Source organism: uncultured Amphritea sp., assembly GCF_937127095.1.
Taxonomy (GTDB): domain Bacteria; phylum Pseudomonadota; class Gammaproteobacteria; order Pseudomonadales; family Balneatricaceae; genus Amphritea.
Map to the genome: position 1 here is coordinate 1 of NZ_CAKZLP010000018.1, position 24,981 is coordinate 24,981.

21 protein-coding genes and 2 tRNA genes are annotated in these 24,981 nt (G+C 50.5%); 19 read left to right on the plus strand and 4 right to left on the minus strand.

Annotated elements, in window-relative coordinates; all coding sequences use genetic code 11:
- Positions 1 to 414: 414 nt before the first annotated feature.
- Entirely contained in the window at positions 415 to 2,394 is a 1,980-nt protein-coding gene (locus Q0499_RS03990; RefSeq protein ID WP_299196258.1) for a methyl-accepting chemotaxis protein, read from the minus strand.
- Between the two features lie 273 nt (positions 2,395 to 2,667).
- Between Q0499_RS03990 and carA the strand changes: the two genes are divergently transcribed.
- The 3 genes from carA (at position 2,668) to greA (ending at position 7,586) form a co-directional block, all read left to right on the plus strand.
- Positions 2,668 to 3,801 (plus strand): glutamine-hydrolyzing carbamoyl-phosphate synthase small subunit, encoded by a 1,134-nt coding sequence (gene carA / locus Q0499_RS03995; RefSeq protein WP_299196261.1) that lies wholly within the window; start codon positions 2,668 to 2,670, stop codon positions 3,799 to 3,801.
- 89 nt (positions 3,802 to 3,890) lie between these two features.
- Positions 3,891 to 7,097, plus strand: a complete 3,207-nt coding sequence (gene carB, locus Q0499_RS04000) for a carbamoyl-phosphate synthase large subunit (RefSeq protein ID WP_299196286.1) — start codon at positions 3,891 to 3,893, stop codon at positions 7,095 to 7,097.
- 12 nt (positions 7,098 to 7,109) lie between these two features.
- The gene (gene greA / locus Q0499_RS04005; protein WP_299196301.1) at positions 7,110 to 7,586 is read left to right on the plus strand and encodes a transcription elongation factor GreA; all 477 of its coding nucleotides are present in this window, start codon (positions 7,110 to 7,112) and stop codon (positions 7,584 to 7,586) included.
- A 63-nt stretch (positions 7,587 to 7,649) separates the two neighbouring features.
- On the opposite strand, the gene Q0499_RS04010 is transcribed toward greA, so the two are convergent.
- Positions 7,650 to 7,952: a YhbY family RNA-binding protein gene (locus Q0499_RS04010; protein ID WP_299196316.1), complete on the minus strand. Its 303-nt coding sequence runs from the start codon at positions 7,950 to 7,952 to the stop codon at positions 7,650 to 7,652.
- A gap of 116 nt (positions 7,953 to 8,068) precedes the next feature.
- Here Q0499_RS04010 and rlmE point away from each other — a divergent pair, with 116 nt between their 5' ends.
- The 16 genes from rlmE to Q0499_RS04090 all read left to right on the plus strand — a co-directional run bounded on the left by rlmE (position 8,069) and on the right by Q0499_RS04090 (position 24,381).
- On the plus strand, positions 8,069 to 8,695 hold the full coding sequence (gene rlmE / locus Q0499_RS04015; protein WP_299196332.1) for a 23S rRNA (uridine(2552)-2'-O)-methyltransferase RlmE: 627 nt from the start codon (positions 8,069 to 8,071) through the stop codon (positions 8,693 to 8,695).
- 89 nt (positions 8,696 to 8,784) lie between these two features.
- Positions 8,785 to 10,770 carry an ATP-dependent zinc metalloprotease FtsH gene (gene ftsH, locus Q0499_RS04020; protein ID WP_299196443.1) on the plus strand — a complete coding sequence of 662 codons (1,986 nt, stop codon included), beginning with the start codon at positions 8,785 to 8,787 and terminating at the stop codon, positions 10,768 to 10,770.
- 73 nt (positions 10,771 to 10,843) lie between these two features.
- Positions 10,844 to 11,710, plus strand: coding sequence for a dihydropteroate synthase (gene folP / locus Q0499_RS04025; protein WP_299196345.1), 867 nt, complete (start codon positions 10,844 to 10,846; stop codon positions 11,708 to 11,710).
- A complete protein-coding gene (gene glmM / locus Q0499_RS04030) occupies positions 11,710 to 13,044 on the plus strand; it encodes a phosphoglucosamine mutase (protein WP_299196350.1) in 1,335 nt (444 codons plus the stop codon). The genes folP and glmM overlap by 1 nt, the downstream gene beginning before the upstream one ends.
- Positions 13,045 to 13,151: 107 nt before the next feature.
- On the plus strand, positions 13,152 to 13,916 hold the full coding sequence (gene tpiA, locus Q0499_RS04035; protein ID WP_299196370.1) for a triose-phosphate isomerase: 765 nt from the start codon (positions 13,152 to 13,154) through the stop codon (positions 13,914 to 13,916).
- Positions 13,917 to 13,928: 12 nt separating this feature from the next.
- Positions 13,929 to 14,294, plus strand: coding sequence for a preprotein translocase subunit SecG (gene secG, locus Q0499_RS04040; protein ID WP_299196379.1), 366 nt, complete (start codon positions 13,929 to 13,931; stop codon positions 14,292 to 14,294).
- Positions 14,295 to 14,306: 12 nt separating this feature from the next.
- A tRNA-Leu gene (locus Q0499_RS04045) sits at positions 14,307 to 14,393 on the plus strand.
- 361 nt (positions 14,394 to 14,754) lie between these two features.
- Positions 14,755 to 14,831, plus strand: a tRNA-Met gene (locus tag Q0499_RS04050).
- Positions 14,832 to 15,131: 300 nt separating this feature from the next.
- The gene (gene rimP, locus Q0499_RS04055) at positions 15,132 to 15,587 is read left to right on the plus strand and encodes a ribosome maturation factor RimP (protein WP_299196382.1); all 456 of its coding nucleotides are present in this window, start codon (positions 15,132 to 15,134) and stop codon (positions 15,585 to 15,587) included.
- Between the two features lie 36 nt (positions 15,588 to 15,623).
- Positions 15,624 to 17,114, plus strand: a complete 1,491-nt coding sequence (nusA, locus tag Q0499_RS04060; protein WP_299196396.1) for a transcription termination factor NusA — start codon at positions 15,624 to 15,626, stop codon at positions 17,112 to 17,114.
- 23 nt (positions 17,115 to 17,137) lie between these two features.
- Positions 17,138 to 19,723 carry a translation initiation factor IF-2 gene (gene infB, locus Q0499_RS04065; RefSeq protein WP_299196406.1) on the plus strand — a complete coding sequence of 862 codons (2,586 nt, stop codon included), beginning with the start codon at positions 17,138 to 17,140 and terminating at the stop codon, positions 19,721 to 19,723.
- Positions 19,724 to 19,743: 20 nt separating this feature from the next.
- On the plus strand, positions 19,744 to 20,139 hold the full coding sequence (gene rbfA / locus Q0499_RS04070) for a 30S ribosome-binding factor RbfA (RefSeq protein WP_299196410.1): 396 nt from the start codon (positions 19,744 to 19,746) through the stop codon (positions 20,137 to 20,139).
- A gap of 3 nt (positions 20,140 to 20,142) precedes the next feature.
- Positions 20,143 to 21,099, plus strand: coding sequence for a tRNA pseudouridine(55) synthase TruB (gene truB / locus Q0499_RS04075; RefSeq protein ID WP_299196413.1), 957 nt, complete (start codon positions 20,143 to 20,145; stop codon positions 21,097 to 21,099).
- A 132-nt stretch (positions 21,100 to 21,231) separates the two neighbouring features.
- On the plus strand, positions 21,232 to 21,501 hold the full coding sequence (rpsO, locus tag Q0499_RS04080) for a 30S ribosomal protein S15 (protein ID WP_126159729.1): 270 nt from the start codon (positions 21,232 to 21,234) through the stop codon (positions 21,499 to 21,501).
- A gap of 213 nt (positions 21,502 to 21,714) precedes the next feature.
- Complete coding sequence (pnp, locus tag Q0499_RS04085) at positions 21,715 to 23,817, plus strand: polyribonucleotide nucleotidyltransferase (RefSeq protein WP_299196434.1); 2,103 nt, start codon at positions 21,715 to 21,717, stop codon at positions 23,815 to 23,817.
- A gap of 96 nt (positions 23,818 to 23,913) precedes the next feature.
- On the plus strand, positions 23,914 to 24,381 hold the full coding sequence (locus tag Q0499_RS04090; protein WP_299196437.1) for a CreA family protein: 468 nt from the start codon (positions 23,914 to 23,916) through the stop codon (positions 24,379 to 24,381).
- 8 nt (positions 24,382 to 24,389) lie between these two features.
- Here Q0499_RS04090 and Q0499_RS04095 read toward each other — a convergent pair whose 3' ends face one another.
- Both Q0499_RS04095 and Q0499_RS23665 read right to left on the minus strand, forming a co-directional pair.
- On the minus strand, positions 24,390 to 24,740 hold the full coding sequence (locus Q0499_RS04095; protein WP_299196440.1) for a hypothetical protein: 351 nt from the start codon (positions 24,738 to 24,740) through the stop codon (positions 24,390 to 24,392).
- A 122-nt stretch (positions 24,741 to 24,862) separates the two neighbouring features.
- Positions 24,863 to 24,973, minus strand: a complete 111-nt coding sequence (locus tag Q0499_RS23665) for a 6-carboxytetrahydropterin synthase (RefSeq protein ID WP_363317771.1) — start codon at positions 24,971 to 24,973, stop codon at positions 24,863 to 24,865.
- Positions 24,974 to 24,981 lie beyond the last annotated feature (8 nt).

Sequence of the window (24,981 nt, forward strand, 5' to 3'; positions counted from 1 at the left end):
GACTCCAGTTGGTTGTGTGAGAACTGTCAGCGTACCTCGGTTCCTGTTCAGGGGCGAGGGGAGTCCAATTATCTAGAACGGCGCTATGCGCCTGCTAGTAGTTAGAACAAGCGTAAGATAAAAACCTTCTTAGCGGGGGGCGGGTGTCATCTTCAGAGAAAGGAGCTTCGTAAGCGGGTTCTTCGCCACGAGGTCCCCAGAGGGCATGCTAGCGTGGCTCCTACACTGTCCGAGGAAGCATGACCCTGTAGCGAGCGACGCCCTCGTCGCGATAGAAACATCGCCGGAGGTATCCAGAGAGCAGACCAGTGCGCCTCCCGCCTGCTCTGAAATTAATTTTTCTGGCAGACGAGATTGTGTCGTGTACCAGATAAAAGCGGTTAAAAACAGAAAGCCGCAACAGATGATTATTCGCTAGGCCTGTTGCGAGAACTGTTGCAATAACTGCATCAGGCTGTTGCCGGTGTGATCGACCTGACGGGCATGTTGTCTGTTGTTATGCGCTTCAGTTGCTGAGTTTTGTGAATGCTCAAGGGTCATGTTGATGACTTCTGATATCTGGCTGGTGACCATGGATTGTTCCTCTGTCGCAGATGCGATCATAGTACTCATGCTGTCTATTTCATCGATCGATATGCGAATCTGTTCAACCCGTTTTCTGGCATTTTCAGCAAGTGTCACTGTGTTGTGCACATGTCCCGCCTGCAGTTCTACTTTTTCCGACATCTGGTCAATTGCGCTATTAAGTTTCTTGATAATTACGCTGATGTTATCCGCGGCTTTTGCTGTGTTGGCTGCGAGGGAACGGACCTCATCGGCTACCACTGCAAATCCGCGTCCGCTTGCGCCAGCGCGGGCGGCTTCAATCGCGGCGTTCAGTGCGAGAAGATTGGTTTGTTCGGCAAAGTTCTGAATAACATGCAATGCTGATCCAATTGCTTTGCCGTCATCTTTAAGTTGATCAAGTGACACATTGGTGGCTTCGGTTTCCTCCTTCAGCTGTCGGATGCTTTCGCTGGTTGTCTGCATCTCGGTAACGCCATGAATCGCTATCTCTGTTGCTTTGCGGGTTGCTGCTGATGTTTTGACGGCATTTTGGGCTACTTCCTGATATGAGCTGCTCAGTTGCTGTATCTGTACTGATGCCTGCTCTGTTGAGTGTTGCTGTTTGTTAACGATTTGGGTCAGGGTGTCGGAGCTTGTATTCAGGTTTCTGCCCAGCAGATTAAGTGTCGTGCTTTCAGTGTGTATTTTCTCAATCAGTGTAGTGAAGTAGCTTCGCAGGCTGGCGATTGAACTATTGAGGATTTCGATCTCAATAATTTTGCTTGTTTTAGGTGTTGCATAATCAAGACTGCCCCTGGCCAGTGCGTTTAGTTGCTCGCAGGTGCTGCTGATTATTCGGCTAAGACGACTATTCAGCATGCTCATAATCATGCCGATGGTAATAATGAGTGCAATGCTGATGCTCAACAGGATATACACGGACTGTTCAGTCGCGTCATAATGTTTTTGTAAGCGGTCCTGATTGGCTAGAAGCTGACTGTTTAGCAGGTCAATCAGTGATGTTGTTTCCAGTATCGATACAGATTTGTTTGCATAGATCTTCTCGATATTCAGTAGCTCTTTGCTATACCGAAGGCTGAGGCTGTTTAGTTCCCGAGTATAGAGGTCGCCCAGTTCATCACGGATTGTCTCCGTTTCATCTGAAATGCGTCCAAGTAGTGATCCCAGCGCGTCGCTGCTTTCAGTTTCTTTATAGATGCCGAAGCGTGGCAGTTTTGTTAGTGTCTCGCCCATCTGCTTTAAAGTGCTTAAACGCTGATCAATATCCGACCGGTTTGGCTGGTTGGATGAGAAAAAGCGCTGGCGGCTATGTGCCAGTTCTGAAATGATAAGGTAAAGTTTATTCAGAACAGTGGCATATTGTTGTTTTAAATAGGGTTGATCTATGCCGCCTTCAATACTGTAATCTGATAGCTGGCTCAGCGTTGCAAGAATTTCCCGCTCATTGTTGATGAGTAGTTCCTGTGGTTGCTTTAACTTGCCGGCGGCCCGAAGTTTAAATAGAGCGACAGATTTGAGTTCGGTTAAGGTGTTTTGAACTTCAGGCATTCCGCTGTCAGTCAGGCTGGATACGCGAGCGTCATTTTTGATTAAACGGGAGAGGGTATTATCTACCTTTGTTAACAATGCGGCATTGCCTGTACTCAGATAGATAAGCGTTGGACGGTTTACCTCAGTATTAATCTCTTCCTGTAATTGCTGATAATTGCGAGTTTTATTGAAACTATCATTAAGCCGCTCAAGTGACCAGAACATTGCAACGGCCATGAGGGTAACAACAAGTAATAAGATAGCGCCAGCTACCAGACTAATTCGGGATATTTTCATCTACTTCAGCTCAGGTTGTCAGATCCGGTATTTATATTTCTTTTCTGTTGCAGTTATGTTGTGGTGTTTTTTGCAGATACTCAGAATGGGGAGTGTGGGTGCGTAGACAAGGCAGGTTAGATGCACTAAAATACCGCCGATTTGCATGCTGAAAATGCACTAGAAGAATTCTCTACAGAAAAGCGAGGCGGGCATTTTGTTCTACCTCGCTTTTTTGCAACTTACAGTTTATTTATTCTGTTTAGATTTTCGCACTAAGCGGGGAGGTTAATTTTGACAAGACCAGCCATTCTGGCCCTTGAGGACGGTAGTATCTTCCGGGGAGTAGCGATTGGCGCGGATGGCCAGTCCAGCGGAGAAGTTGTGTTCAACACTTCCATGACTGGTTATCAGGAGATTCTGACGGATCCATCGTATTGCCGTCAGATAGTGACCCTGACCTATCCACACATCGGTAACGTGGGAACCAATACAGAGGATGAAGAGTCCTCTCAGACATGGGTTGCAGGTCTTGTGATCCGCGATCTGCCACTGGTGGCGAGTAGCTGGCGCAGTGAGCAGAGCCTGGATGAGTATCTGAAAGCGAAAAATATTGTCGGTATCGCTGATATTGACACCCGCCGTCTTACCCGGATTTTGCGTGAGAAGGGCTCGTTAAGCGGCTGTATTATGGCCGGCGATATCGATGAAGATGCTGCCCTGGTTGCCGCGAAAGCTTTTCCTGGTCTTAAAGGAATGGATCTTGCGAAAGAGGTTACCACCGATCAGCAGTACCAGTGGACCTCAACGACATGGGATCGTGTCAAGGGTCATCAGGATATCGCCGAAGCAAACCTGCCGCATCACGTTGTTGCATATGACTATGGTGTGAAACGCAATATTCTGCGGATGTTGGTTGAGCGTGGTTGCCGTTTGACAGTCGTTCCGGCTAAAACAACCGCAGCCGAGGTGCTGGCACTGAATCCTGATGGGGTCTTCCTGTCCAACGGCCCTGGGGACCCGGAGCCTTGTGATTATGCGATTGCTGCGATTCAGGAAATCTGCAAAACAGACCTGCCTGTATTTGGTATCTGTTTGGGTCATCAGCTATTAGCGCTGGCGTCCGGTGCGCAGACAATGAAAATGAAGTTTGGTCATCATGGTGCTAACCATCCGGTACAGGATCTGAACAACAAGCAGGTGATGATTACCAGTCAGAACCACGGATTTGCGGTAGATGAAACGACATTGCCTGAGACCCTTCGTGCGACTCATAAGTCGCTGTTTGACGGTTCTCTGCAAGGGGTTGAGCGCACAGACCGTGCGGCCTTCAGTTTTCAGGGACACCCCGAAGCAAGTCCGGGTCCGCGCGATGTCGCACCCCTGTTTGATCGCTTTATCCGTGAGATTGAAGCACGTAAGGCTTAACAGGCCTGTTTTAAGTTCAATACGTACTGCCTGTGAGCTAACTCCGGGCAGCTTTTAAAGAATTAAAATTTTCGATCGGTTGTTTACACATGCCAAAACGTACGGACATACAAAGTATTCTAATCCTCGGTGCGGGTCCTATCGTTATCGGTCAGGCCTGTGAGTTTGATTACTCCGGTGCCCAGGCCTGTAAAGCTCTGCGTGAAGAGGGCTATCGCGTCATTCTGGTTAACTCTAACCCAGCGACCATTATGACAGACCCGTCGATGGCTGATGCCACCTACATCGAGCCAATTCTGTGGAAAACGGTAGCGAAAATCATTGAGCAGGAGCGTCCGGATGCTTTGCTGCCAACGATGGGCGGTCAGACTGCTCTGAACTGCGCCCTGGATCTTGAACGCGAAGGTGTTCTGGAAAAGTTTGGCGTAGAGATGATCGGTGCCAACGCAGATACCATTGATAAAGCGGAAGATCGCCAGCGTTTTGATAAAGCGATGAAGTCTATTGGCCTGGAGTGTCCCCGTGCTGCGATTGCTCACAGTATGGAAGAGGCGCTGCAGGTACAGTCTCAGCTGGGCTTTCCCTGCATCATTCGACCATCGTTCACCATGGGTGGAACCGGTGGTGGTATCGCCTATAACAAAGAAGAGTTTATCGAGATCTGTGAGCGTGGTCTGGATCTGTCTCCAACCAACGAGTTGTTGATCGACGAATCCCTGATCGGTTGGAAAGAGTACGAGATGGAGGTTGTTCGTGACAAAAACGATAACTGCATCATCGTCTGCTCGATTGAAAACTTTGATGCTATGGGTGTGCATACCGGTGACTCAATTACGGTGGCTCCTGCGCAGACACTGACTGATAAAGAGTACCAGTGGATGCGGGATGCCTCGCTGGCAGTATTGCGTGAGATCGGTGTCGAGACCGGTGGTTCTAACGTTCAGTTCGGTCAATGCCCGAATACCGGACGCTTCGTGATTATCGAGATGAACCCCCGTGTATCCCGCTCCTCTGCGCTGGCGTCTAAAGCGACCGGTTTCCCAATCGCCAAAGTGGCGGCCAAACTGGCGATCGGTTATACCCTGGATGAGCTGCAGAACGATATTACTGGCGGTGCGACGCCTGCGTCTTTTGAGCCGGCAATTGACTATGTTGTTACTAAGATTCCGCGCTTTACCTTCGAGAAGTTTCCACAGGCAAATGACCGCCTGACAACCCAGATGAAATCTGTCGGTGAGGTGATGGCGATCGGCCGTACTCAGCAGGAATCACTGCAGAAAGCCTTGCGTGGTCTGGAGGTCGGTGCGACCGGTCTGGATCCGATCGTTGACCTGAAGAGTGAAGACGCTCGTACAGAGATTGTTCGCGAGATGAAGCAGCCCGGCGCAGAACGGATCTGGTATCTGGGTGATGCATTCCGCCTGGGTATGACCGTTGAAGAGTTGTACGAGCTTTCCGGTATCGATCCATGGTTTCTGGTGCAGGTCGAAGATCTGATTAAAGATGAACTACGCGTTTCGACCATGACCCTGTCTGAACTGGATAAGCCTGAGTTGTATCGCCTGAAACGTAAGGGGTTCTCTGACGCGCGTCTGGCAACTCTGCTGGGAGTGTCTGAGAAGCAGGTACGTAAACAACGGCATAAGCTGGATATTCGTCCGGTTTATAAGCGAGTTGATACCTGTGCGGCTGAGTTCTCGACCGATACCGCTTATATGTACTCTACGTACGAGGAAGAGTGCGAAGCTAACGCCACTGATCGTGAAAAAATCATGGTTATTGGCGGTGGCCCGAACCGCATCGGACAAGGGATTGAGTTTGACTACTGCTGTGTACATGCGGCCCTGGCGGCGCGTGAAGATGGTTACGAAACCATTATGGTTAACTGTAACCCGGAAACAGTGTCGACCGATTACGATACCTCTGACCGTCTCTATTTTGAGCCGATCACCCTGGAAGATGTACTCGAAATTGTTCATGTCGAGAAACCTAAGGGTGTTATCGTGCAGTACGGTGGCCAGACTCCGCTGAAGCTGGCGCTGGCGCTGGAACATGCCGGTGTGCCGATTATCGGGACTTCACCGGAGGCGATCGACCGGGCGGAAGACCGTGAACAGTTCCAGCAGATGCTCAAGCGTCTGGGCCTGAAGCAGCCGGAAAACGCCACTGTGCGTTCACTGGAAGAAGCGGTTATCGAAGCTGAGAAGCTCGGTTATCCGCTGGTTGTTCGTCCATCCTACGTATTGGGTGGTCGGGCGATGGAGATCGTCTATAAAGAATCTGAACTGCGTCAGTATATGACCTCTGCAGTAAAAGTTTCCCATGATGCACCGGTGTTGCTGGATCACTTCCTCAACGCAGCGATTGAAGTGGATATCGATGCGGTCTGTGATGGTGAGACGGTTGTTATTGGTGCGATCATGCAGCATATCGAACAGGCCGGCGTTCACTCCGGTGACTCGGCCTGCTCTCTGCCGCCGTACAGTTTGTCACCTGAGCTGCAGGATGAGATGCGTGAAATGGTGCGTAAGATGGCGCTGGAGCTGGGTGTGGTGGGTCTGATGAATACTCAGCTGGCATACCAGGATGGCGAAGTCTACGTGATCGAAGTCAACCCGCGTGCATCCCGTACAGTGCCGTTTGTGTCTAAATGTATCGGTGTCTCTCTGGCGAAGATCGGTGCACAGGTGATGACCGGTAAGACTCTGAAAGAGATCGGCTTTACTGAAGAGATCGTGCCAACACTGTTTAACGTTAAAGAAGCGGTGTTCCCGTTCAATAAGTTCCAGGGTGTTGACCCGATCCTGTCACCGGAGATGAAGTCTACCGGCGAAGTAATGGGTGTGGGTGAGACCTTTGGCGAGGCCTTTATGAAGGCGCAGATGGGGGCGGGTGAAAAGATGCCTGCTACCGGCAAAGCGTTTATCTCAGTGCGTGAAGTGGATAAGCAGAATGTTCTGCCGGTTGCCCGCGATCTGGTAGGCCTGGGCTTTACTCTGGTGGCTACCCGTGGAACTGCAGCACTGCTGAAGCAAAGCGGTCTTGATGTGGAAATCGTTAATAAAGTGATGGAAGGTCGGCCAAATATTGTCGATATGCTGAAAAACGATGAGGTCGTCTATGTGATCAACACCACCGAGGGCCGCAAAGCGATTGCAGATTCTGCTGAGATCCGTCGCTCGGCTCTGCAGCATAAAGTACCGTACAGTACGACACTGGCGGGTGCGGAAGCGATGATCATGGCGATGCAGTATGGTGAAGAAAAAGTTGTACGTCGTCTGCAAGACCTGCATTGAGGAGCTGAGAGTATGCAAAAATTTCCGATGACCGTAAAAGGTGAGAAAGCATTGCGTGAGGAGCTGGACGATCTGAAAACCGTGCAGCGTCCAACAGTGATAGCGTCCATCGCCGAAGCTCGTGAACATGGCGACCTGAAAGAGAATGCTGAATACCATGCTGCGCGTGAGCAGCAGGGATTTATTGAAGGGCGGATTCAGGAGCTGGAAGGTAAGCTGGGCTCTGCTCAGGTGATCGACATAACGCAGATTCCGCATAGCGGAAAGGTGATTTTTGGTACCACGGTTGAGCTTATCAACCTGGATACCGATGATACTGTGCGTTACCAGATTGTGGGTGATGATGAAGCCAATATTAAAGGTGGTAAAATCTCTATCAGTTCACCGATTGCCCGGGCTCTGATTGGTAAGGAAGAGGGCGACGTGGCTGTTGTGCAGACGCCTGGCGGCGGAGTCGAGTACGAGATTGATAAGGTTCACCATATCTGACCCCTTTAGATAAAAAAAACCGCCCAGAGGCGGTTTTTTTGTTGTTGATCTGTTCCTGTGGCATTAACGTAGCAGGTTAGACAGTTTTGGATCTGGATGCTTGGCGGCACGATAGATCAATGCGACATTGCCGATCTCTTGGATGATGGTCGCTTCGACAATTTTAGCCATCTCGCTGATCAGTAGTTTTTTTGCTTCGCGGTCGCCCACAGCAAATTTTACTTTGATCAGTTCATGGTCTTCGAGGGCGCGATCTGCTTCCAGAAGGATGTTCTCACTCAGGCCGTTACCGGCGACAGTGATAATAGGGTTGAGGCCGTGACCGATAGTTCGGAACTGCTTCTTTTGCGTAGGGGTTAAGCTCATACTAAAATACTTGACCTTTAAATTTTGGAGCGGAAGACCCGCTCAGAATCATAATTAACCGATTTTACCTGAGTTAGTCTTTAGAAAGTAGACATTGACTCAAATTCCGAGCGGGGATGTTGGTGACAAGATCAAAAAGCAGTGGTCGTTGGCTGCAGGAACACTTCGACGATCAGTATGTTAAAAAATCAAGAGAGCTGGGATATCGTTCACGGGCAAGTTTTAAGCTGCTGGAGTTGAATGAAAAGGATAAACTTATCCGTCCGGGGATGACGCTGATGGACCTTGGCGCAGCCCCGGGGGGGTGGTCTCAGGTCGCGGCACAGCTGGTTGGTGATCATGGTCGGGTGGTATCATCTGATATTCTGCCGATGGATCCTTTACCCGGGGTGCAGTTCGTTCAGGGGGATTTCACCGAGGAATCCGTACTGAATGAAATTCTGCAAACCCTGGGAGATGAACTGGCAGACCTTGTAATTTCAGATATGGCCCCCAATATGAGTGGTATGAATGCTGTTGATCAGCCGGCGGCTATGTATCTGGTAGAATTGGCGCTGGATATGGCTCGTCAGGTCCTTAAACCCGGTGGTGACTTTGTGGCCAAGGTGTTTCAGGGGGAAGGCTTTGACGAGTATATGAGTGATATGCGCAGCAGCTTTACTAAGGTTTACAGCCGAAAGCCGGACTCATCAAGAGCCCGTTCACGTGAAGTCTATCTGATTGGACGAAACTTCCGTCCCTGATATAGTCAAAACAGTGTAACTACTGTAGTTTTGTTTGTTTTAGGACGGACACTAATTTTGAGAAGACAGAGGGTTTTCCTTTGAACGATATGGCAAAGAATTTAGTACTGTGGCTGGTTATCGCAGCAGTGCTGTTAACCGTTTTCAATAACTTCAACAGCGAAGGAACCTCGCAAAATCTTAACTATTCTGAATTTATCAGTGCGGTTAAGAATGATCAGATTCGCCGGGTGGTAATTGACGGTTTTACCATTGAGGGTGAACGGTCTAATGGTGAGCGTTTTGCAACGGTGCGTCCGGCGCTGCAGGATCCTAAGCTGGTTGATGATCTATATAACCACAATGTGGTTATTGAAGGTAAGCAACCTGAAAAACAGAGTGTCTGGACTCAGCTACTGGTCGCCAGCTTCCCGATTCTGATTATTCTTGCCATTTTTATGTTCTTTATGCGCCAGATGCAGGGCGGAGGGGGCGGTAAAGGCGGCCCGATGTCTTTCGGTAAGTCGAAAGCTCGTATGATGGGGCAGGACCAGATTAAAACCACCTTTGATGATGTTGCCGGTGTGGAAGAGGCCAAAGAAGAGGTGAAGGAGCTGGTTGATTACCTGCGTGATCCCGGTAAGTTTCAGCGTTTAGGGGGGCATATTCCCCGGGGTGTGCTGATGTCAGGTAATCCTGGTACCGGTAAAACCCTGCTGGCAAAAGCGATTGCCGGTGAAGCTAAAGTGCCATTTTTTACTATCTCCGGTTCTGATTTCGTTGAGATGTTTGTTGGTGTCGGTGCTTCCCGGGTACGGGATATGTTTGAGCAGGCGAAGAAAAATGCGCCCTGTATCATCTTTATCGACGAGATCGATGCGGTGGGTCGTCACCGTGGTGTCGGTATGGGCGGCGGTAATGATGAGCGAGAGCAGACATTGAACCAGTTGTTGGTTGAGATGGATGGTTTTGAAGGTACGGAAGGAGTTATTGTGATTGCTGCGACCAACCGTCCAGACGTACTCGACCCTGCGCTGCTGCGTCCTGGACGCTTTGACCGTCAGGTGCATGTCGGTCTGCCGGATATCCGTGGTCGTGAGCAGATCCTTAAGGTACATATGCGCAAAGTCCCTCTGGGGGATGATGTAAAACCTGATTTGATTGCCCGTGGTACTCCTGGGTTCTCCGGTGCTGATCTGGCAAACCTGGTAAACGAAGCGGCGCTGTTCGCGGCTCGCTCCAGTAAGCGCACAGTCGGCATGGAGCAGTTTGAACGTGCTAAAGACAAAATCATGATGGGTGCTGAGCGCAAGTCGATGGTTATGTCTTATGAAGAGCGTCTGAATACTGCTTACCATGAGTCCGGTCACGCCATTGTTGGTCGTTTGATGCCTGAGCATGACCCGGTGTATAAAGTGTCGATTATTCCCCGTGGGCGGGCGCTGGGTGTCACCATGTTCCTGCCTGAGGAAGATCGTTATAGCCACAGCCGTAAGTTGCTGATCTCCAATATCTGCAGCCTGTATGGTGGCCGGATTGCTGAGGAGATGACCCTGGGTAAAGATGGTGTTACTACGGGTGCCTCTAACGATATTCAGCGGGCCACCAGTTTGGCGCGGAATATGGTTTCACGCTGGGGTCTGACCGATGAGCTGGGTCCTATTCTGTACGATGACGAAGAATCAGATCCGTTTAATCGTGGTTATGGTCAGCCGGGTAAGGCGATGTCGGAAGATGTGCAGCGTAAAATTGATGCTGAAACCCGTAAGATTATCGATGAGTGTTATGCCAAGGCGTATAAGATGCTGGAAGATAACCGCGATATTCTTGAGACCATGACTCAGGCGTTGATGAAGTATGAAACGATTGATAGCAAACAGCTTGATGAGCTGATGGATCGTAAGCCCGTAACCCCGCCAGAGGGATGGCAGGAGTCCGATTCAAAAGCAGCGGCTGATGAAGCTGCTGCAGCGAAGAAGGAAGAGTTTGATCTTCATGACGATGAGCCGAGTGATGATCTTAACGATGACAAGAAGGATGGTAAGAAGGATGAGCCATCTTCTGGTTCAGATGCATCAGATCCTAACCTTCACTAAGCGATTAATCTAACATGCTAAGGCCGGTCCCAGACCGGCCTTTTTAATTTAAAAGTAGCTGATGGACACTTCTGTGAACGATTTTTCCGCCTACCGCTTCGGTACCCGAACCCTTGATCTTAGCCGCCCCCAGGTGATGGGGATTGTCAATGTCACTCCAGACTCTTTCTCCGATGGCGGCACACTCTATGAGGCACGTAAACTCTGTGTCGATCAGGCGGTTGAGCGCGCCCGGCAGATGGTGCTGGACGGTGCCACGATTATTGATGTTGGCGGTGAGTCTACCCGTCCGGGTGCTGCTGTCGTGTCTCTTCAGGAGGAACTGGATCGGGTTTTGCCAGTCGTTGAACGTATCCATGCTGAGCTTGATGTGATTATCTCTGTGGATACCAGTGCGCCTGAGGTGATTACCCAGGTGGCTCGGCTGGGTGCCGGGCTAATCAATGATGTCCGGGCATTGGGTCGTGAAGGCGCCCTGGAAGCTGCGGCGGCAACTAACCTTCCCGTGTGTGTGATGCATATGCAGGGCAGTCCTGCAACGATGCAGAACGCGCCACAATATGATGATGTGCTAGATGATGTGAACTATTTTTTGCGGCAGCGTATATTGGCCTGCAATGCGGCAGGAATTACCAATGAGCGGATAATACTTGATCCGGGATTTGGCTTTGGTAAAACGGTGGAGCATAATCTGCGTCTGCTGAACAATCTGAGACAGTTACATCAGTTTGGTATGCCCTTGTTGGTCGGAACGTCTCGCAAAAGTATGATTGATCATGTGCTTTATCGCTCTGTGGATAAGCGCCTGGCGGGTAGTTTGGCAACTGTTGCTATCGGTGTGCAGCAGGGTGGACAGATTTTCAGAGTGCATGATGTCAGCGAAACGGTTGATGTGGTGCGGATGACTGAGGCTATATTGAATGAGGGAAGGGTTGAGTAATGACTAAGCGATATTTTGGCACCGACGGTATTCGCGGCAAGGTGGGCACCGCTCCGATTACGCCTGACTTCATGTTGAAACTGGGTTGGGCTGCGGGCAAGGTATTCGCCCGCGAAGGGCGCAGTAAGATCATTATCGGTAAAGATACCCGGATCTCGGGCTACATGTTTGAATCAGCGCTGGAAGCGGGACTTTCTGCTGCGGGTGTTGATGTTCTGTTGCTAGGTCCGATGCCGACGCCGGCAATTGCTTATCTGACACGCACGTTTCGCTGTAATGCGGGTATTGTGATCAGCGCATCGCATAACCCATATTACGATAATGGCATCAAGTTCTTCTCTGAACAGGGCACCAAGCTACCGGATGAGATCGAGCATGCCATTGAAGCGCAGATGGACATGGCGATGACAACGGTTGAGGCCGCTGAGTTAGGTAAGGCGCGGCGGATAGATGATGCTGCGGGGCGTTATATCGAATTTTGTAAAGGCACAGTGTCTGGCGATCTGAGTCTCAAAGGGATCAGAATTGTTGTCGATTGTGCTAATGGTGCAACCTATCATATTGCACCGAAAGTGTTCCGCGAGTTGGGGGCTACGGTGATCGAGATCGGTTCCTCTCCGGATGGTATCAATATCAATGAAGGTTGTGGCGCGACCTCTACGCTGCTGTTAGAGCAAACTGTTATCGAAAAGAAGGCCGATCTTGGGGTTGCGTTGGATGGTGACGGTGATCGTCTGATTATGGTTGATCATAAAGGTGAGTCGGTTGATGGCGACGAGCTGCTCTATATTATCGCTATGGCGCTACATGCTAAGGGGCGGCTTAAAGGGGGAGTGGTTGGTACGCTGATGAGTAACTTCGGTCTTGAGCAGGGACTGAAGCAGGCAGAGATTCCGTTTATACGTGCTCAGGTGGGCGATCGGTATGTGCTGGAACAGCTGGTCGCCAATGACTGGTTGCTGGGCGGAGAATCCTCGGGCCATCTGGTCTGCCGGCAACTGACCTCTACCGGTGATGGTATTGTCGCGGCGTTACAGGTTCTGAAAGCGATGGCGGATGATAAGGCGTCATTGTATGAGCTTAAATCGGCGATGCGCAAGATGCCGCAGACGATGATCAATGTTCATCTGAGTTCGAAAGTCGATGTGCTTGCATTGCCCGCAGTGCGTAATGCGGTGGCTGATATTGAGTCCCGTCTGGGTGATCGTGGCCGGGTGTTACTGCGTCCGTCCGGAACAGAGCCTGTCGTCAGGGTGATGGTTGAAGGGGATGATGAGGTCTGGGTTGAGGGGTTGTGTCAGGAGTTGGCCCAAGCGGTTCAGCAGGCGCTTTAAGTTTTCCTCCAGGCGGGTTAACTTTTTATGGGTTACCTGCTTGTAGCTGCTTGTAACTTATCAGGAAACTGGGTACTATGTGCGCCGCTTTGCACAGAGGGTTACTCATGCGTAAGACGATAGTCGCCGGAAATTGGAAAATGAACGGAACCAGTGAGTCGATCCGGACTTTGCTGGCTGATCTCATTGCAGGTGTGCCTGCAGTTGAAGGTCTGGTTACCCTGGTCTGCCCACCTGCAGTCTACCTGTCTCAGGTTAAGGCTCAGTTAGGCGAGGCTCCGGTAGAGGTCGGCGCGCAGAATGTTTCTGCACATCCACTCGGTGCGTTTACCGGCGAGTGGTCGCTGGCGATGCTGCAGGATCTGGGGTGTGATTATGTCATCCTCGGGCACTCAGAGCGTCGTAGTCTTAATGGCGAAACCGATGCGGAAGTTGCAGAAAAGGTTGCTGCAACCCTGGCAGCCGGTTTAGTGCCGATACTCTGTGTTGGTGAAACGCTGGCGCAGCGCGAGGCGGGTGAAACTCTCTCTCAGGTTGCTGCGCAGATTGATGCTGTACTGCAGCGGGTTGGTACAGAAGGTTTCGCATCCGTTGTAATTGCCTATGAGCCGGTTTGGGCCATTGGTACGGGTTTAACAGCAACCCCGGAGCAGGCGCAGGAAGTACATGCTGCGATCCGTGCCCAGCTGGCTGGTAGTGATGCTGCTATAGCTGATAAACTGTCGATTCTGTATGGCGGTAGTATGAATGCCGGTAATGCGGCAGAGCTCCTGGCTCAACAGGATATTGATGGCGGTCTGATTGGCGGCGCATCTCTGAAAGCTGACGAATTCCTGACGATCTGCGCTGCGGCTGCAGAGAGTCGTAAGTAAGTGGAAAAATAGATGGAAACTCTGGTTCTTGCTGTACATGTTCTTTTGGCTATTGCCATTATTGCTCTGGTGCTGTTGCAGCAGGGTAAGGGCGCTGAGGCCGGTGCATCTTTTGGTGCAGGAGCATCTCAGACCGTTTTTGGTAGCCAGGGCTCAGGCTCATTTTTGAGTCGGATGACTGCAATCATTGCAACGGGTTTGTTTATAACCAGTTTTGTTTTGGCAGTTTATGCGAAAGATAAGGCTGCCTATGTATCTGATGCAGGTGTGCCGGCTGCAGAGCTGATTCAAAGCGCTGCAGACAATGCGGAACAGCTGCCTGTTCTGGAAGAGAAAAAATTACCTACAGGTGATGCGGACGTACCGCCTGCAGAGTAAACTTTGTTTTATGCCGAAGTGGTGAAATTGGTAGACACGCCATCTTGAGGGGGTGGTGACCTAATGGTCGTGCGGGTTCAAGTCCCGCCTTCGGCACCATATTTAAAGAAGCGCTCTGAGAGCGCTTTTTTTGTTTTTGCCTCGGCGGGACTGCGTTCATCTTCGATGAAGTCCTTCGGACCGCCGTCGCGGGCTCCGACGCCCAATATGAAACTATATTGTCGGCACCATATTTAAGAAAGCGCATCTTTGATGCGCTTTTTTTGCTTCGGCGGGACTTGTGTCATAAGGAGTGGCCTGCGTGGTTTATTTTCGATGAGGTCCTTCGGGCGTCGACGCAAGCGCTTTGTTCAAATATGTGCCTGGTTTCGATCTCTTCTTTTTGCTCTTGTTTAGTAATCCATAGAAGCTGTCCTTGAACTACGCTGATCGTAAGAGTATAATCCTCCTCGATTTCTGATGCGGGGTGGAGCAGCCTGGTAGCTCGTCGGGCTCATAACCCGAAGGTCGTCAGTTCAAATCTGGCCCCCGCTACCATTTTTCACAATGATCTATCAGAAAGAAGAGATTCGTCTAACGGACTCTTGAGGGTTAATCTGATTTAGCATCATATTGACTGTTATGTTTCCTTCGGGAGGGTGGCAGCTGATGCTGATTCCCGCTACCAATTTCAGTGAGCCGGTCATTCGGTATAAGACTGAAATTGTCGATCAAGCAGTACGTTGATTGGCCCCTTTTTAGGGGCTTTTTCGTACTTGCGACCTGCCGGGTCGTATGTTGAATGGGTCTTTGACCCATTTTTTGTTTGCCTAAGAAAGTGCGTTTAGAGGTTTTTGCGTGTCAGCAAAGTTGAGTGTGTTACAGGAACTGATTGAGCCATCTGTGGTGGCTCTCGGTTATCAGTTATGGGGTGTCGAAATGATATCCCAGGGGCGTCACAGCATGCTGCGGATCTACATTGATGCCGAAGAGGGTATCGGTGTTGAAGACTGTGCCAGTGTGAGTCGTCAGGTGAGCGGTATTCTGGATGTGGAAGATCCGATTAGCGGTGAATATACATTAGAGGTTTCCTCCCCGGGGATGGATCGCCCGCTGTTTACTCTGGAACAGTACCAGGCGTTTGTCGGACATGTGGTGCAGCTTAAGCTGCGCATGCCTTTTGATGGTCGTCGCAGGTTTAAAGGCGTCCTCAAAGGCATTGAAGATGAAGATATTGTGCTGGTTGTCGATCAGGAAGAATACCTGTTACCGATAGACCATATTGATAAAGCAAACATAGTTCCTCAGTTCTGAGAGTGAAGAATTGAATTTTGAGGTTGGGGCAGTTGTATGAATAAAGAAATTCTACTGGTTGCAGAAGCAGTATCTAACGAGAAAGATGTTTCTAAAGAGGTAATCTTCGAAGCGATTGAGTTGGCGTTGGCGACAGCGACCAAGAAACGCTATGACGAAGAGGCTGATGTCCGCGTTGTAATCGATCGTGCTACCGGTGATTACACCACTTTCCGCCGTTGGGCGGTGGTCAGCAATGAAGGCGTGCCACTGCTGGGGACTGAGTTGACCATGCAGGAAGCGGAAGAGATCGACGCGACTCTGCAACCTGGCGATATTCATGAGGAAGAGGTTGAATCGGTTAAGTTTGGGCGTATCGCTGCGCAGACCGCTAAGCAGGTCATCGTGCAGAAAGTACGTGAAGCTGAGCGGGCTAAAGTCGTTGCGCAATACAGCAGTCGTCTGGGTGAACTGATCTCCGGTACTGTAAAGAAAGTGACACGAGACAACATTATTGTTGATCTGGGTAACAACGCAGAAGCAGTTCTGCCTCGTGATCAGTTGCTGCCACGTGAAACCTATCGCATGGGTGACCGGGTTCGGGCGGTGCTGAATGAAATTCGCACCGAAGGTCGTGGTCCTCAGCTGGCGATGAGCCGCAGCTGCCCTGAGATGCTGATCGAACTATTCCGCATTGAAGTGCCAGAGATCTCTGAAGAGGTTATCGAAATTCGTGCAGCCTCTCGTGATCCGGGTTCTCGTGCCAAGATCGCCGTTAAAACCAATGATGGTCGTATCGACCCTGTTGGTGCTTGTGTCGGTATGCGTGGCGCCCGTGTTCAGGCGGTTTCTAATGAACTGAGTGGCGAGCGCGTTGATATTATCCTCTGGGATGATAATCCTGCTCAGCTGGTTATTAATGCGATGTCTCCGGCAGAGGTTGCGTCTATTGTTGTGGACGAAGACTCCCGTTCAATGGACGTTGCTGTTGCGGCTGAGAATCTGCCGATGGCGATTGGTCGTAGCGGACAGAATGTTCGTCTGGCATCAGAGCTGACCGGTTGGAAACTGAATGTTATGACCGAAGAAGAAGCTGCAGAAAAGCAGCAGTCTGAAACCGGTTCAATCCTGGAGCTGTTTATTAAGCACCTGGATGTTGATGATGATATTGCTGAAATTCTTGTGGATGAAGGCTTTACCTCGCTGGAAGAGGTTGCTTATGTACCCGCAGATGAGATGCTCGAAATCGATGGTTTCGATGAAGATATTGTTGATGAACTGCGCACCCGCGCAAAAGATGCTCTGCTGAATCTGGCACTTGCGAGTGAGGAGGCATTGGAAAATGCCGAGCCTGCTCAGGATTTGCTAGAGATGGAAGGTATGGAGCGTCACCTGGCCTTTGTTCTGGCCAGTAAAGGTATCGTGACCATGGAAGATCTGGCTGAGCAAGGGGTTGAAGACCTGCTTGAGATTGCAGAGCTGGATAAAGAAAAGGCTGCAGCGCTGATTATGACAGCGCGCGCCCCATGGTTTGCGGACGAAGAATAAGTCAACGGAGGAGATAAACCCAGATGGCAGAAGTCACAGTAAAACAACTTGCCGAAGTAGTTGGCGTTCCCGTTGATCGTTTGCTTACGCAGATGAAAGAAGCAGGTATTGCAGGCAAAAATGAAGCCGCTTCGGTTACCGAAGATGAGCGTCAGAAACTGCTAAACCACCTTAAGCGCAGCCACGGCGAAAAATCCGATAGCGAGCCTAAGAAGATTACGCTTAAACGTAAAACAACCAGCCAGATTAAAGTATCCGGCGCTGCAGGTAAGAAAACTATCAATGTAGAAGTGCGCAAAAAACGCACCTATATTAAGCGTGCCGACGTTGAAGAGACTCCGGTTGCTGAAGCTAAAGTTCAGAATCTGCAGGCAGAGCTGGATGTTCAGGCCCGCCGTGATGCAGAGCTGCAGGCAGCTCAGGAAAAACAGCGTGAAGAAACACGTCTGAAAGCTGAATCTGATGCGAAGGCAAAAGCGCAACGTGAAGCAACATCACAAACGGCTGGAAAGCCGTCTGAGCCTAAGGCTGCTGTTGCTAAACCGGCAATGACTAAGCCTGCTGCAAAAAAACCTGCCGCGCCAAAAAGCGGAGCCGCTCCGGTAGCTGTTGAAGCAACACCGGCAGGCAATGATTCTAAACAGGATCGTAGCAAGCCTGCACGGGAAAAGAATTTCCGTAGCCAGGATAAACCGGCTGCTGGCCGCAAAGGTGCGGGCGATGGTAAGCGTCTGTCACGTAAACCGGGCGGTCGTGACGGTGGCAATCGTCGTGGTGGTAAGCCAGCGCAGAGAGGGATGACCAGTTCTAACGTGCAAGCGTTCGAGCGGCCAACTGCACCGGTGATTCATGAGGTCGGAATACCTGAATCGATTACCGTGGCTGAGCTGGCGAAGAAAATGTCGGTTAAAGCGGCTGATCTGATCAAGGTTATGTTCAAGATGGGGGCGATGGCGACCATCAACTCCGTTATTGATCAGGACACCGCCTCTCTGGTGGTTGAAGAGATGGGGCATACTCCAGTTGCGATGCAGGAAAACACCGTTGAAGATCGGCTGATCGAAAGCGCCGGTGCTGCAGAAGAGATTGCGGGTGAGCAGGTTGAGCGTGCGCCGGTTGTTACCGTTATGGGTCACGTTGACCATGGTAAAACATCGCTGCTCGACTACATTCGTGAAACCCGTGTAGCCGCCGGTGAGTCCGGTGGTATTACCCAGCATATTGGTGCTTATCACGTTGAAACCGGCCATGGTATGGTCAGCTTCCTGGATACTCCGGGACACGCTGCCTTTACCGCGATGCGTGCCCGTGGTGCGCAGTTGACCGATATCGTAATCCTGGTAGTAGCCGCCGATGATGGTGTAATGCCGCAGACTGAAGAGGCGGTAAATCACGCTAAAGCAGCCGGTGTGCCACTGGTTATTGCGATCAACAAGATCGATAAAGAAGATGCTGATCCTGAGCGGGTTAAAAATGAGCTGGCTCAGCGTGATGTTCTGCCAGAAGAGTGGGGCGGAGATGTTCAGTTTGTGAATGTATCGGCGAAAACCGGTGAGGGTATTGATGCTCTGCTGGATGCGGTGCTGCTACAGGCTGAAATTCTGGAGCTGAAAGCGATCCCTGAAGCACCCGGACGTGGTGTTGTGGTTGAGTCCCGTCTGGATAAAGGACGCGGCCCGGTTGCCACTCTGCTGGTTCAGAACGGTACTCTGAGACAGGGTGATATCGTGCTGGCAGGTCTGCAGTATGGCCGTGTACGTGCGATGCTGGATGAAAATGGTAAGCCGGTTAAAGAAGCTGGCCCGTCTATCCCGGTCGAGATTCTCGGTCTGGATGGCACCCCAGGCGCGGGTGATGAGTTCACCGTGGTCTCTAATGAGAAGAAAGCCCGTGAAGTAGCTCTGTTCCGTCAGGGCAAATACCGTGAAGTTAAACTGCAGCGTCAGCAGCAGGCGAAACTTGAGAACCTGTTCGAAAATATGAAGGCAGGCGATGTTAAGACTCTGAACATCATCCTGAAAGCAGACGTTCGTGGTTCACTGGAAGCACTGACCAGCTCACTGCTGGACCTGAGCACCGACGAAGTTAAGGTTAACGTTGTTTCTGGCGGTGTTGGTGGTATTGCTGAAACCGATGCCAACTTGGCCGTTGCCTCCAGCGCTATTATGATCGGCTTCAACGTCCGTGCGGATGCACAGGCGCGTGCCATTGTTGAACGTGAAGAGATTGAACTGCGTTACTACAGCGTTATCTATGACATCATCGATGACGTGAAGCTGGCAATGACCGGTCTGTTGTCTCCTGAGTTTAAGGAGCAGATTGTTGGTATTGCTGAGGTTCGTGATGTCTTCCGTGCACCGAAGATTGGTGCTGTGGCAGGCTGTATGGTGATCGAAGGTTCTGTACACCGTAACAAGCGTATCCGGGTACTGCGTGAAAACGTGGTTATCTATGAAGGTGAACTTGAATCTCTGCGTCGCTTTAAGGATAACGTAGCTGACGTTCGTCAGGGTATGGAGTGTGGTATCGGCGTTAAGAACTACAATGATGTGAGAGTCGGCGACCAGATCGAAGTCTTCGACACCATTGAAGTCGCACGTACGTTGTAAGGGTGTATTGACAGGCAATTATGGCAAGAGAATTCAGTCGTACACAGCGGATATCTGACCAGGTCCAGAAGGACCTGGCTCAGTTGATCCAGCGTGAAATTAAAGACCCGCGCCTGGGGATGGTGACGATCAGTTACGTTAAGATCGCCAAGGATCTCGGTTATGCCGATATCTACATCACCGTGATGGCGATGGGGGGTAAAGATGAAGCCACTGCCGTGACAGAATCGCTTAAGGTTCTTAACAGTGCATCGGGCTTCCTGCGTGGACAGTTGTCCAGCAAGATCAAACTGCGGGTGATGCCGCAACTACGTTTCCATTTTGATGAAAGTGTTGACCGTGGCCGACGTCTGAACGACCTGATTATTCAGGCTACCCGGGCGGACAGCCAGCACGGTCAGGATGACGGAGAATAACCTTTGGCTAGGCGGGCAAAAGGCCGGCCGGTCAACGGTATTTTCCTGCTCGATAAACCGGGTGGAATGTCGTCAAACCGGGCGTTGCAAATTGTAAAACGGATCTATGGCGCAGCGAAAGCTGGTCATACCGGGGCACTGGATCCACTGGCAACCGGGATGCTGCCGCTTTGTTTTGGCGAAGCGACCAAGTTTTCCCAGTTTCTGCTGGATGCGGACAAGCGTTATGTTACTACCGCGAAGCTGGGCCAGCGAACCGATACCAGCGATGCGGATGGCGTGGTGGTTGAAGAGCGACCGCTGCCGGAAAACCTCAGTGCAGCGCAGCTTGATGAGCTATTGCAACGGGAGTTTACCGGTCTGATTACTCAGGTGCCGTCGATGTTCTCGGCACTTAAGCATAATGGTCAACCGCTCTATAAACTGGCGCGCCAGGGAATTCAGGTCGAAGTTAAAAGCCGTCAGGTGACGGTGTTTAGTATCGAACTGCTGGATTTTCGGGGCGATGAAGTAGATCTGGATATCCGCTGTAGTAAAGGCACCTATATTCGTTCAATTGTTCAGGATATGGGCGAGATGCTGGGCTGTGGAGCGCATGTTAAAATGCTCCGCCGCCTCGACTCAGGCCCTTACAAAGCGGAGAGCATGATGCCTCTGGCTGATCTGGAGCAGCGGGTAGCGGATATGGGCAGTGATGCGACGCCGGAAAGCATACAAATGCATCTGGATACGTTATTATTGCCACCCTGGAGTCCGGTCGCAGATACCCCTGAGGTACTGCTGACTGAGCTGCAAACCAGTGCATTGTGTAAGGGGCAGCGGGTCATGCTGGATCCCTTTGAAGCACAACCTCTGGTGCGCATTCGTGATGCCGCCAGTGATAAGTTTCTGGGTATTGGCGAGATCGATGCCGACGGGCAGTTATTAACCCGACGGCTGATGAATACTCAAGACATGTAATTGAATTTGCCGGTGTGGCTGAGGCGGCACTGGCAATATGACGTTGAACTGAAAATATGCTCGGTACAACGCGACTATTAATCCACCACACACATACCGAGTGGTGTGCATATTATTTTTGGAGTTTGTAAAATGGCATTATCTGTTGAAAAGAAAGCTGAGATCGTAGCTGAGTACGCTCGTGTTGAAGGCGACACTGGTTCACCTGAAGTACAGGTTGCTCTGCTGACCCACAACATCGTTGGTCTGCAGTCTCACTTTAAAGGTCACATCCATGACCACCATTCTCGTCGCGGTCTGATCCGCATGGTAAACCAGCGTCGTAAGCTGCTGGACTACCTGAAGAAGAAAGATGTAACTCGTTACGCTGATCTGATCAAGCGTCTCGGCCTGCGTCGTTAAGATAATGTTCCGGGGCCATCTATGATGGCCCCGGTGCTTTAAGATCGGCTGAAACAGCGATCTGTATATGCGTCTGTACCACGTTTTACACCAACCAGCCTGTACTCTGGTGTGCTCTGGATTTCAGAACACAGCAGAGTACTGGCTATAAAGAGGCCGGTGTGACGTCGCACAGACATTTTTTTGTTTTGCATAAAGATAAGGAATTGTATCGTGCCACAAGCAATTACTAAGACATTCCAATACGGTAAACATGAAGTTACCCTCGAAACCGGTCGGGTTGCCCGTCAGGCGAGCGGTGCTGTCATGGTTACTATGGCCGGTGTACAGGTTCTGTGTACCGTTGTTGGCGCTAAATCAGCCCGCGAAGGTCAGGACTTTTTCCCGCTCTCTGTTCACTATCAGGAAAAGTACTACGCTGTAGGCCGTATTCCGGGTGGTTTCTTCAAGCGCGAAGCACGTCCGTCCGAGAAAGAGACTCTGACGTCTCGTCTGATCGACCGTCCTATCCGTCCACTGTTCCCTAAGGGTTACATGAATGAAGTACAGGTTATCTGTACTGTTATGTCTGCGGATAAGATTAACGATCCTGATATCGCTGCAATGATCGGTACCTCTGCTGCACTGGCGATCTCTGGTATCCCATTCCAGGGCCCTATCGGTGGTGCTCGCGTGGGTTACACTGAAGAAGCCGGTTACTCACTGAACCCGACTTACGACGAGCTGCAAACTTCCATGCTGGACATGGTTGTTGCCGGTACTTCTGAAGCGGTGCTGATGGTTGAATCTGAAGCGCAGGAACTGTCTGAAGATGAGATGCTGGGTGCCGTTGTATTCGGTCATCAGCAGATGCAGGTTGCGATCAACGCGATCAATGAGCTGGTTGCTGAAGCCGGTAAGCCGCGTTGGGAATACACACCTGAAGAGAGAAATGTTGCACTGATTGAGCAGGTGCGTGGTGTTGTTGGTGAAGACATCAATACTGCTTACCTGACGGCTGACAAGATGCTGCGTCAGAACGCTCTGTCTGCTGCCCGTGATAAAGCGGTTGCCGCGCTGTGTGGTGAAGAGGGTCAGCCTTCTGCAGGTGAAGTATCCGGTATCTTCAAATCACTGGAGAAAGAGATCGTTCGTGGCCGTATCCTTGATGGTCAGCCACGTATCGATGGCCGTGACAGCAAGACTGTCCGTGGTATCGAAGTTGAGATTGACGTACTGAGTGGTACTCATGGTTCTGCGCTGTTCACCCGGGGTGAAACTCAGGCGATTGCGACCTGTACACTGGGTACTGGCCGTGATTCTCAGATCATTGATGCGATCGAAGGCGAACGCCGCGATCCGTTCATGCTGCACTACAACTTCCCTCCATATTCTGTCGGTGAAGCCGGTCGTATGGGCGCAACTGGTCGCCGTGAGATCGGTCATGGTCGTCTGGCTCGTCGCAGTGTTGCCGCGGTTCTGCCAACCCAGGAAGAGTTCCCGTACACCATTCGTATCGTGTCTGAGATCACTGAATCTAACGGTTCAAGCTCTATGGCGTCTGTTTGTGGTGCGTCTCTGTCGATGATGGATGCAGGTGTGCCTCTGAAAGCACCGGTTGCCGGTATCGCCATGGGTCTGGTTAAAGAGGGTGAGCGTTTCACCGTACTGACCGATATCCTGGGTGATGAAGATCATCTGGGCGACATGGACTTTAAAGTAGCCGGTACTGAAGCCGGTGTTACAGCGTTGCAGATGGATATCAAGATCACCGGTATTACCGAAGAGATCATGGATATCGCGCTGGAGCAGGCTTATGAAGCCCGTGCTCACATCCTCAAAGAGATGGCTAAGGTGATCGGCTATGCTCGTCCAGAGCTGCCAGATAACGCCCCTGCTATGACGCTGCTGGAGATCAACCCAGAGAAGATCCGTGATGTTATCGGTAAGGGTGGTGCAACTATCCGTGCGCTGACTGAAGAGACCGGTGCGACTATCGATATCGAAGACAACGGTACTGTGCGTATCTACGCAGCAGACAAAGCCGCTGCTAAGGCTGCTGTTGATCGTGTTCGCGAGATCACTGCAGAAGCTGAAGTCGGCAAGATCTACGAAGGTAAGGTTGTGCGTCTGGAAGAGTTTGGCGCATTCGTCAACATCCTGCCGGGTAAAGATGGTCTGGTGCATATCTCTCAGATCGCTAACAAGCGCATCGAGAAAGTCACCGACTACATCAAGATGGACGACATCGTCAAAGTTAAGGTGATGGAAGTTGATCCTCGTGGTCGTATTAAACTGACCATGCGTGATATGGAGCAGGATGAGTCTGTAGAATAAGGCCGCATCCGGCTGTTGAAAAAGCCCTGCTGATGCAGGGCTTTTTTGTTTATAGCGTCAGTTACAATCGACTTAAACCGGATAAGAGGACTGAACATGAAAGCTGTGACCGCTGTGATATTAACCCTGCTGTTGACCGGGTGCGGTGGCGACGAAGTCGGGGATGTCTCACTTGGATTACTGACCACCAAAGATATTAAACTAAATGTACTGGTAGACCCGGTAGTGACCGGCGTCACCTGTCATATTGCCAGTATTGAAGCTGATCTGAATTTTTCGGACCCCAGTGATTCATCGATTGCCTGTCGTCAAACGGGCCCGATGACTGCGCAGATGATTGCCGCTATTGATCGTTCAAAAACTGGCGAGGTGGTGTTTCGTAAATCCAAGAGCGTGCTGTTCAAAACAATGAAAGTGCGGCGTATTTTTGATCCCGAATCTCAGACCTTAATGTATCTTTCATACTCAACCAAAGAGATTAATGGCAGCTTTAAACACAGCCTTTCTACTGTGCCGTTATGGGGAACTTCAGCTTATCAACAGCAACAAATCCCCACTCAGTAGCTGGTTGATTACATGGCTGATTTGTATTGCTCTAGTCCGGCAATGGATGGTTGATAATCGCGCTGATCACTCTTGGCGAGCGCCCGTAGTAGGCGTCCGGTAATGCAGTTGAAGCATTGTGGTCCATTGCGCTGACAGAGAGAGTTAGCACAGGCAGTGAGTAGCAGTTCATGAGCTACCTGTTGTTGTACGCTGCGGGTCGTTGAGTACATCTCATGGCAAGTGACAATGCCTAACTCAAATAGCTCTGAGACAGCAGTGCCACGCCACTCAGCGATCAGATGATTGGATAGACCACTGTGCAGCTTTATCACCGGTTCTTTGCGTTCTAGCCATGCATCAATTCTCAGTGCATTCATCACTAACTCTCCACTTATTGAATGATAATGATTCTCATTATGATTATTTAGGATGTCAATGCAACTGTTTTTTTAACCGCCATTATCTAACTAATTTTAAGGTGATTGAATAATATTATACATCATAGACGAAAAACTTCTTTAAAAGATTCATTTTCATTCAAAAGACTATGATCAATCCTATCAAGAACCTTCTTGAGTGTTTTTTTCAGGACTCCGAAATCAAGCAACATTCCACCCT

What these genes read in the sequence shown, in the direction of transcription:
- Q0499_RS03990 (WP_299196258.1), bottom strand. Translation starts at nt 2,394, where the DNA reads ATGAAAATATCCCGAATTAGTCTGGTAGCTGGCGCTATCTTATTACTT.
- carB (WP_299196286.1), top strand. Translation starts at nt 3,891, where the DNA reads ATGCCAAAACGTACGGACATACAAAGTATTCTAATCCTCGGTGCGGGT.
- greA (WP_299196301.1), top strand. Translation starts at nt 7,110, where the DNA reads ATGCAAAAATTTCCGATGACCGTAAAAGGTGAGAAAGCATTGCGTGAG.
- Q0499_RS04010 (WP_299196316.1), bottom strand. Translation starts at nt 7,952, where the DNA reads ATGAGCTTAACCCCTACGCAAAAGAAGCAGTTCCGAACTATCGGTCAC.
- rlmE (WP_299196332.1), top strand. Translation starts at nt 8,069, where the DNA reads ATGTTGGTGACAAGATCAAAAAGCAGTGGTCGTTGGCTGCAGGAACAC.
- ftsH (WP_299196443.1), top strand. Translation starts at nt 8,785, where the DNA reads ATGGCAAAGAATTTAGTACTGTGGCTGGTTATCGCAGCAGTGCTGTTA.
- glmM (WP_299196350.1), top strand. Translation starts at nt 11,710, where the DNA reads ATGACTAAGCGATATTTTGGCACCGACGGTATTCGCGGCAAGGTGGGC.
- tpiA (WP_299196370.1), top strand. Translation starts at nt 13,152, where the DNA reads ATGCGTAAGACGATAGTCGCCGGAAATTGGAAAATGAACGGAACCAGT.
- secG (WP_299196379.1), top strand. Translation starts at nt 13,929, where the DNA reads ATGGAAACTCTGGTTCTTGCTGTACATGTTCTTTTGGCTATTGCCATT.
- nusA (WP_299196396.1), top strand. Translation starts at nt 15,624, where the DNA reads ATGAATAAAGAAATTCTACTGGTTGCAGAAGCAGTATCTAACGAGAAA.
- infB (WP_299196406.1), top strand. Translation starts at nt 17,138, where the DNA reads ATGGCAGAAGTCACAGTAAAACAACTTGCCGAAGTAGTTGGCGTTCCC.
- rbfA (WP_299196410.1), top strand. Translation starts at nt 19,744, where the DNA reads ATGGCAAGAGAATTCAGTCGTACACAGCGGATATCTGACCAGGTCCAG.
- rpsO (WP_126159729.1), top strand. Translation starts at nt 21,232, where the DNA reads ATGGCATTATCTGTTGAAAAGAAAGCTGAGATCGTAGCTGAGTACGCT.
- Q0499_RS04090 (WP_299196437.1), top strand. Translation starts at nt 23,914, where the DNA reads ATGAAAGCTGTGACCGCTGTGATATTAACCCTGCTGTTGACCGGGTGC.
- Q0499_RS04095 (WP_299196440.1), bottom strand. Translation starts at nt 24,740, where the DNA reads ATGAATGCACTGAGAATTGATGCATGGCTAGAACGCAAAGAACCGGTG.
- Q0499_RS23665 (WP_363317771.1), bottom strand. Translation starts at nt 24,973, where the DNA reads ATGTTGCTTGATTTCGGAGTCCTGAAAAAAACACTCAAGAAGGTTCTT.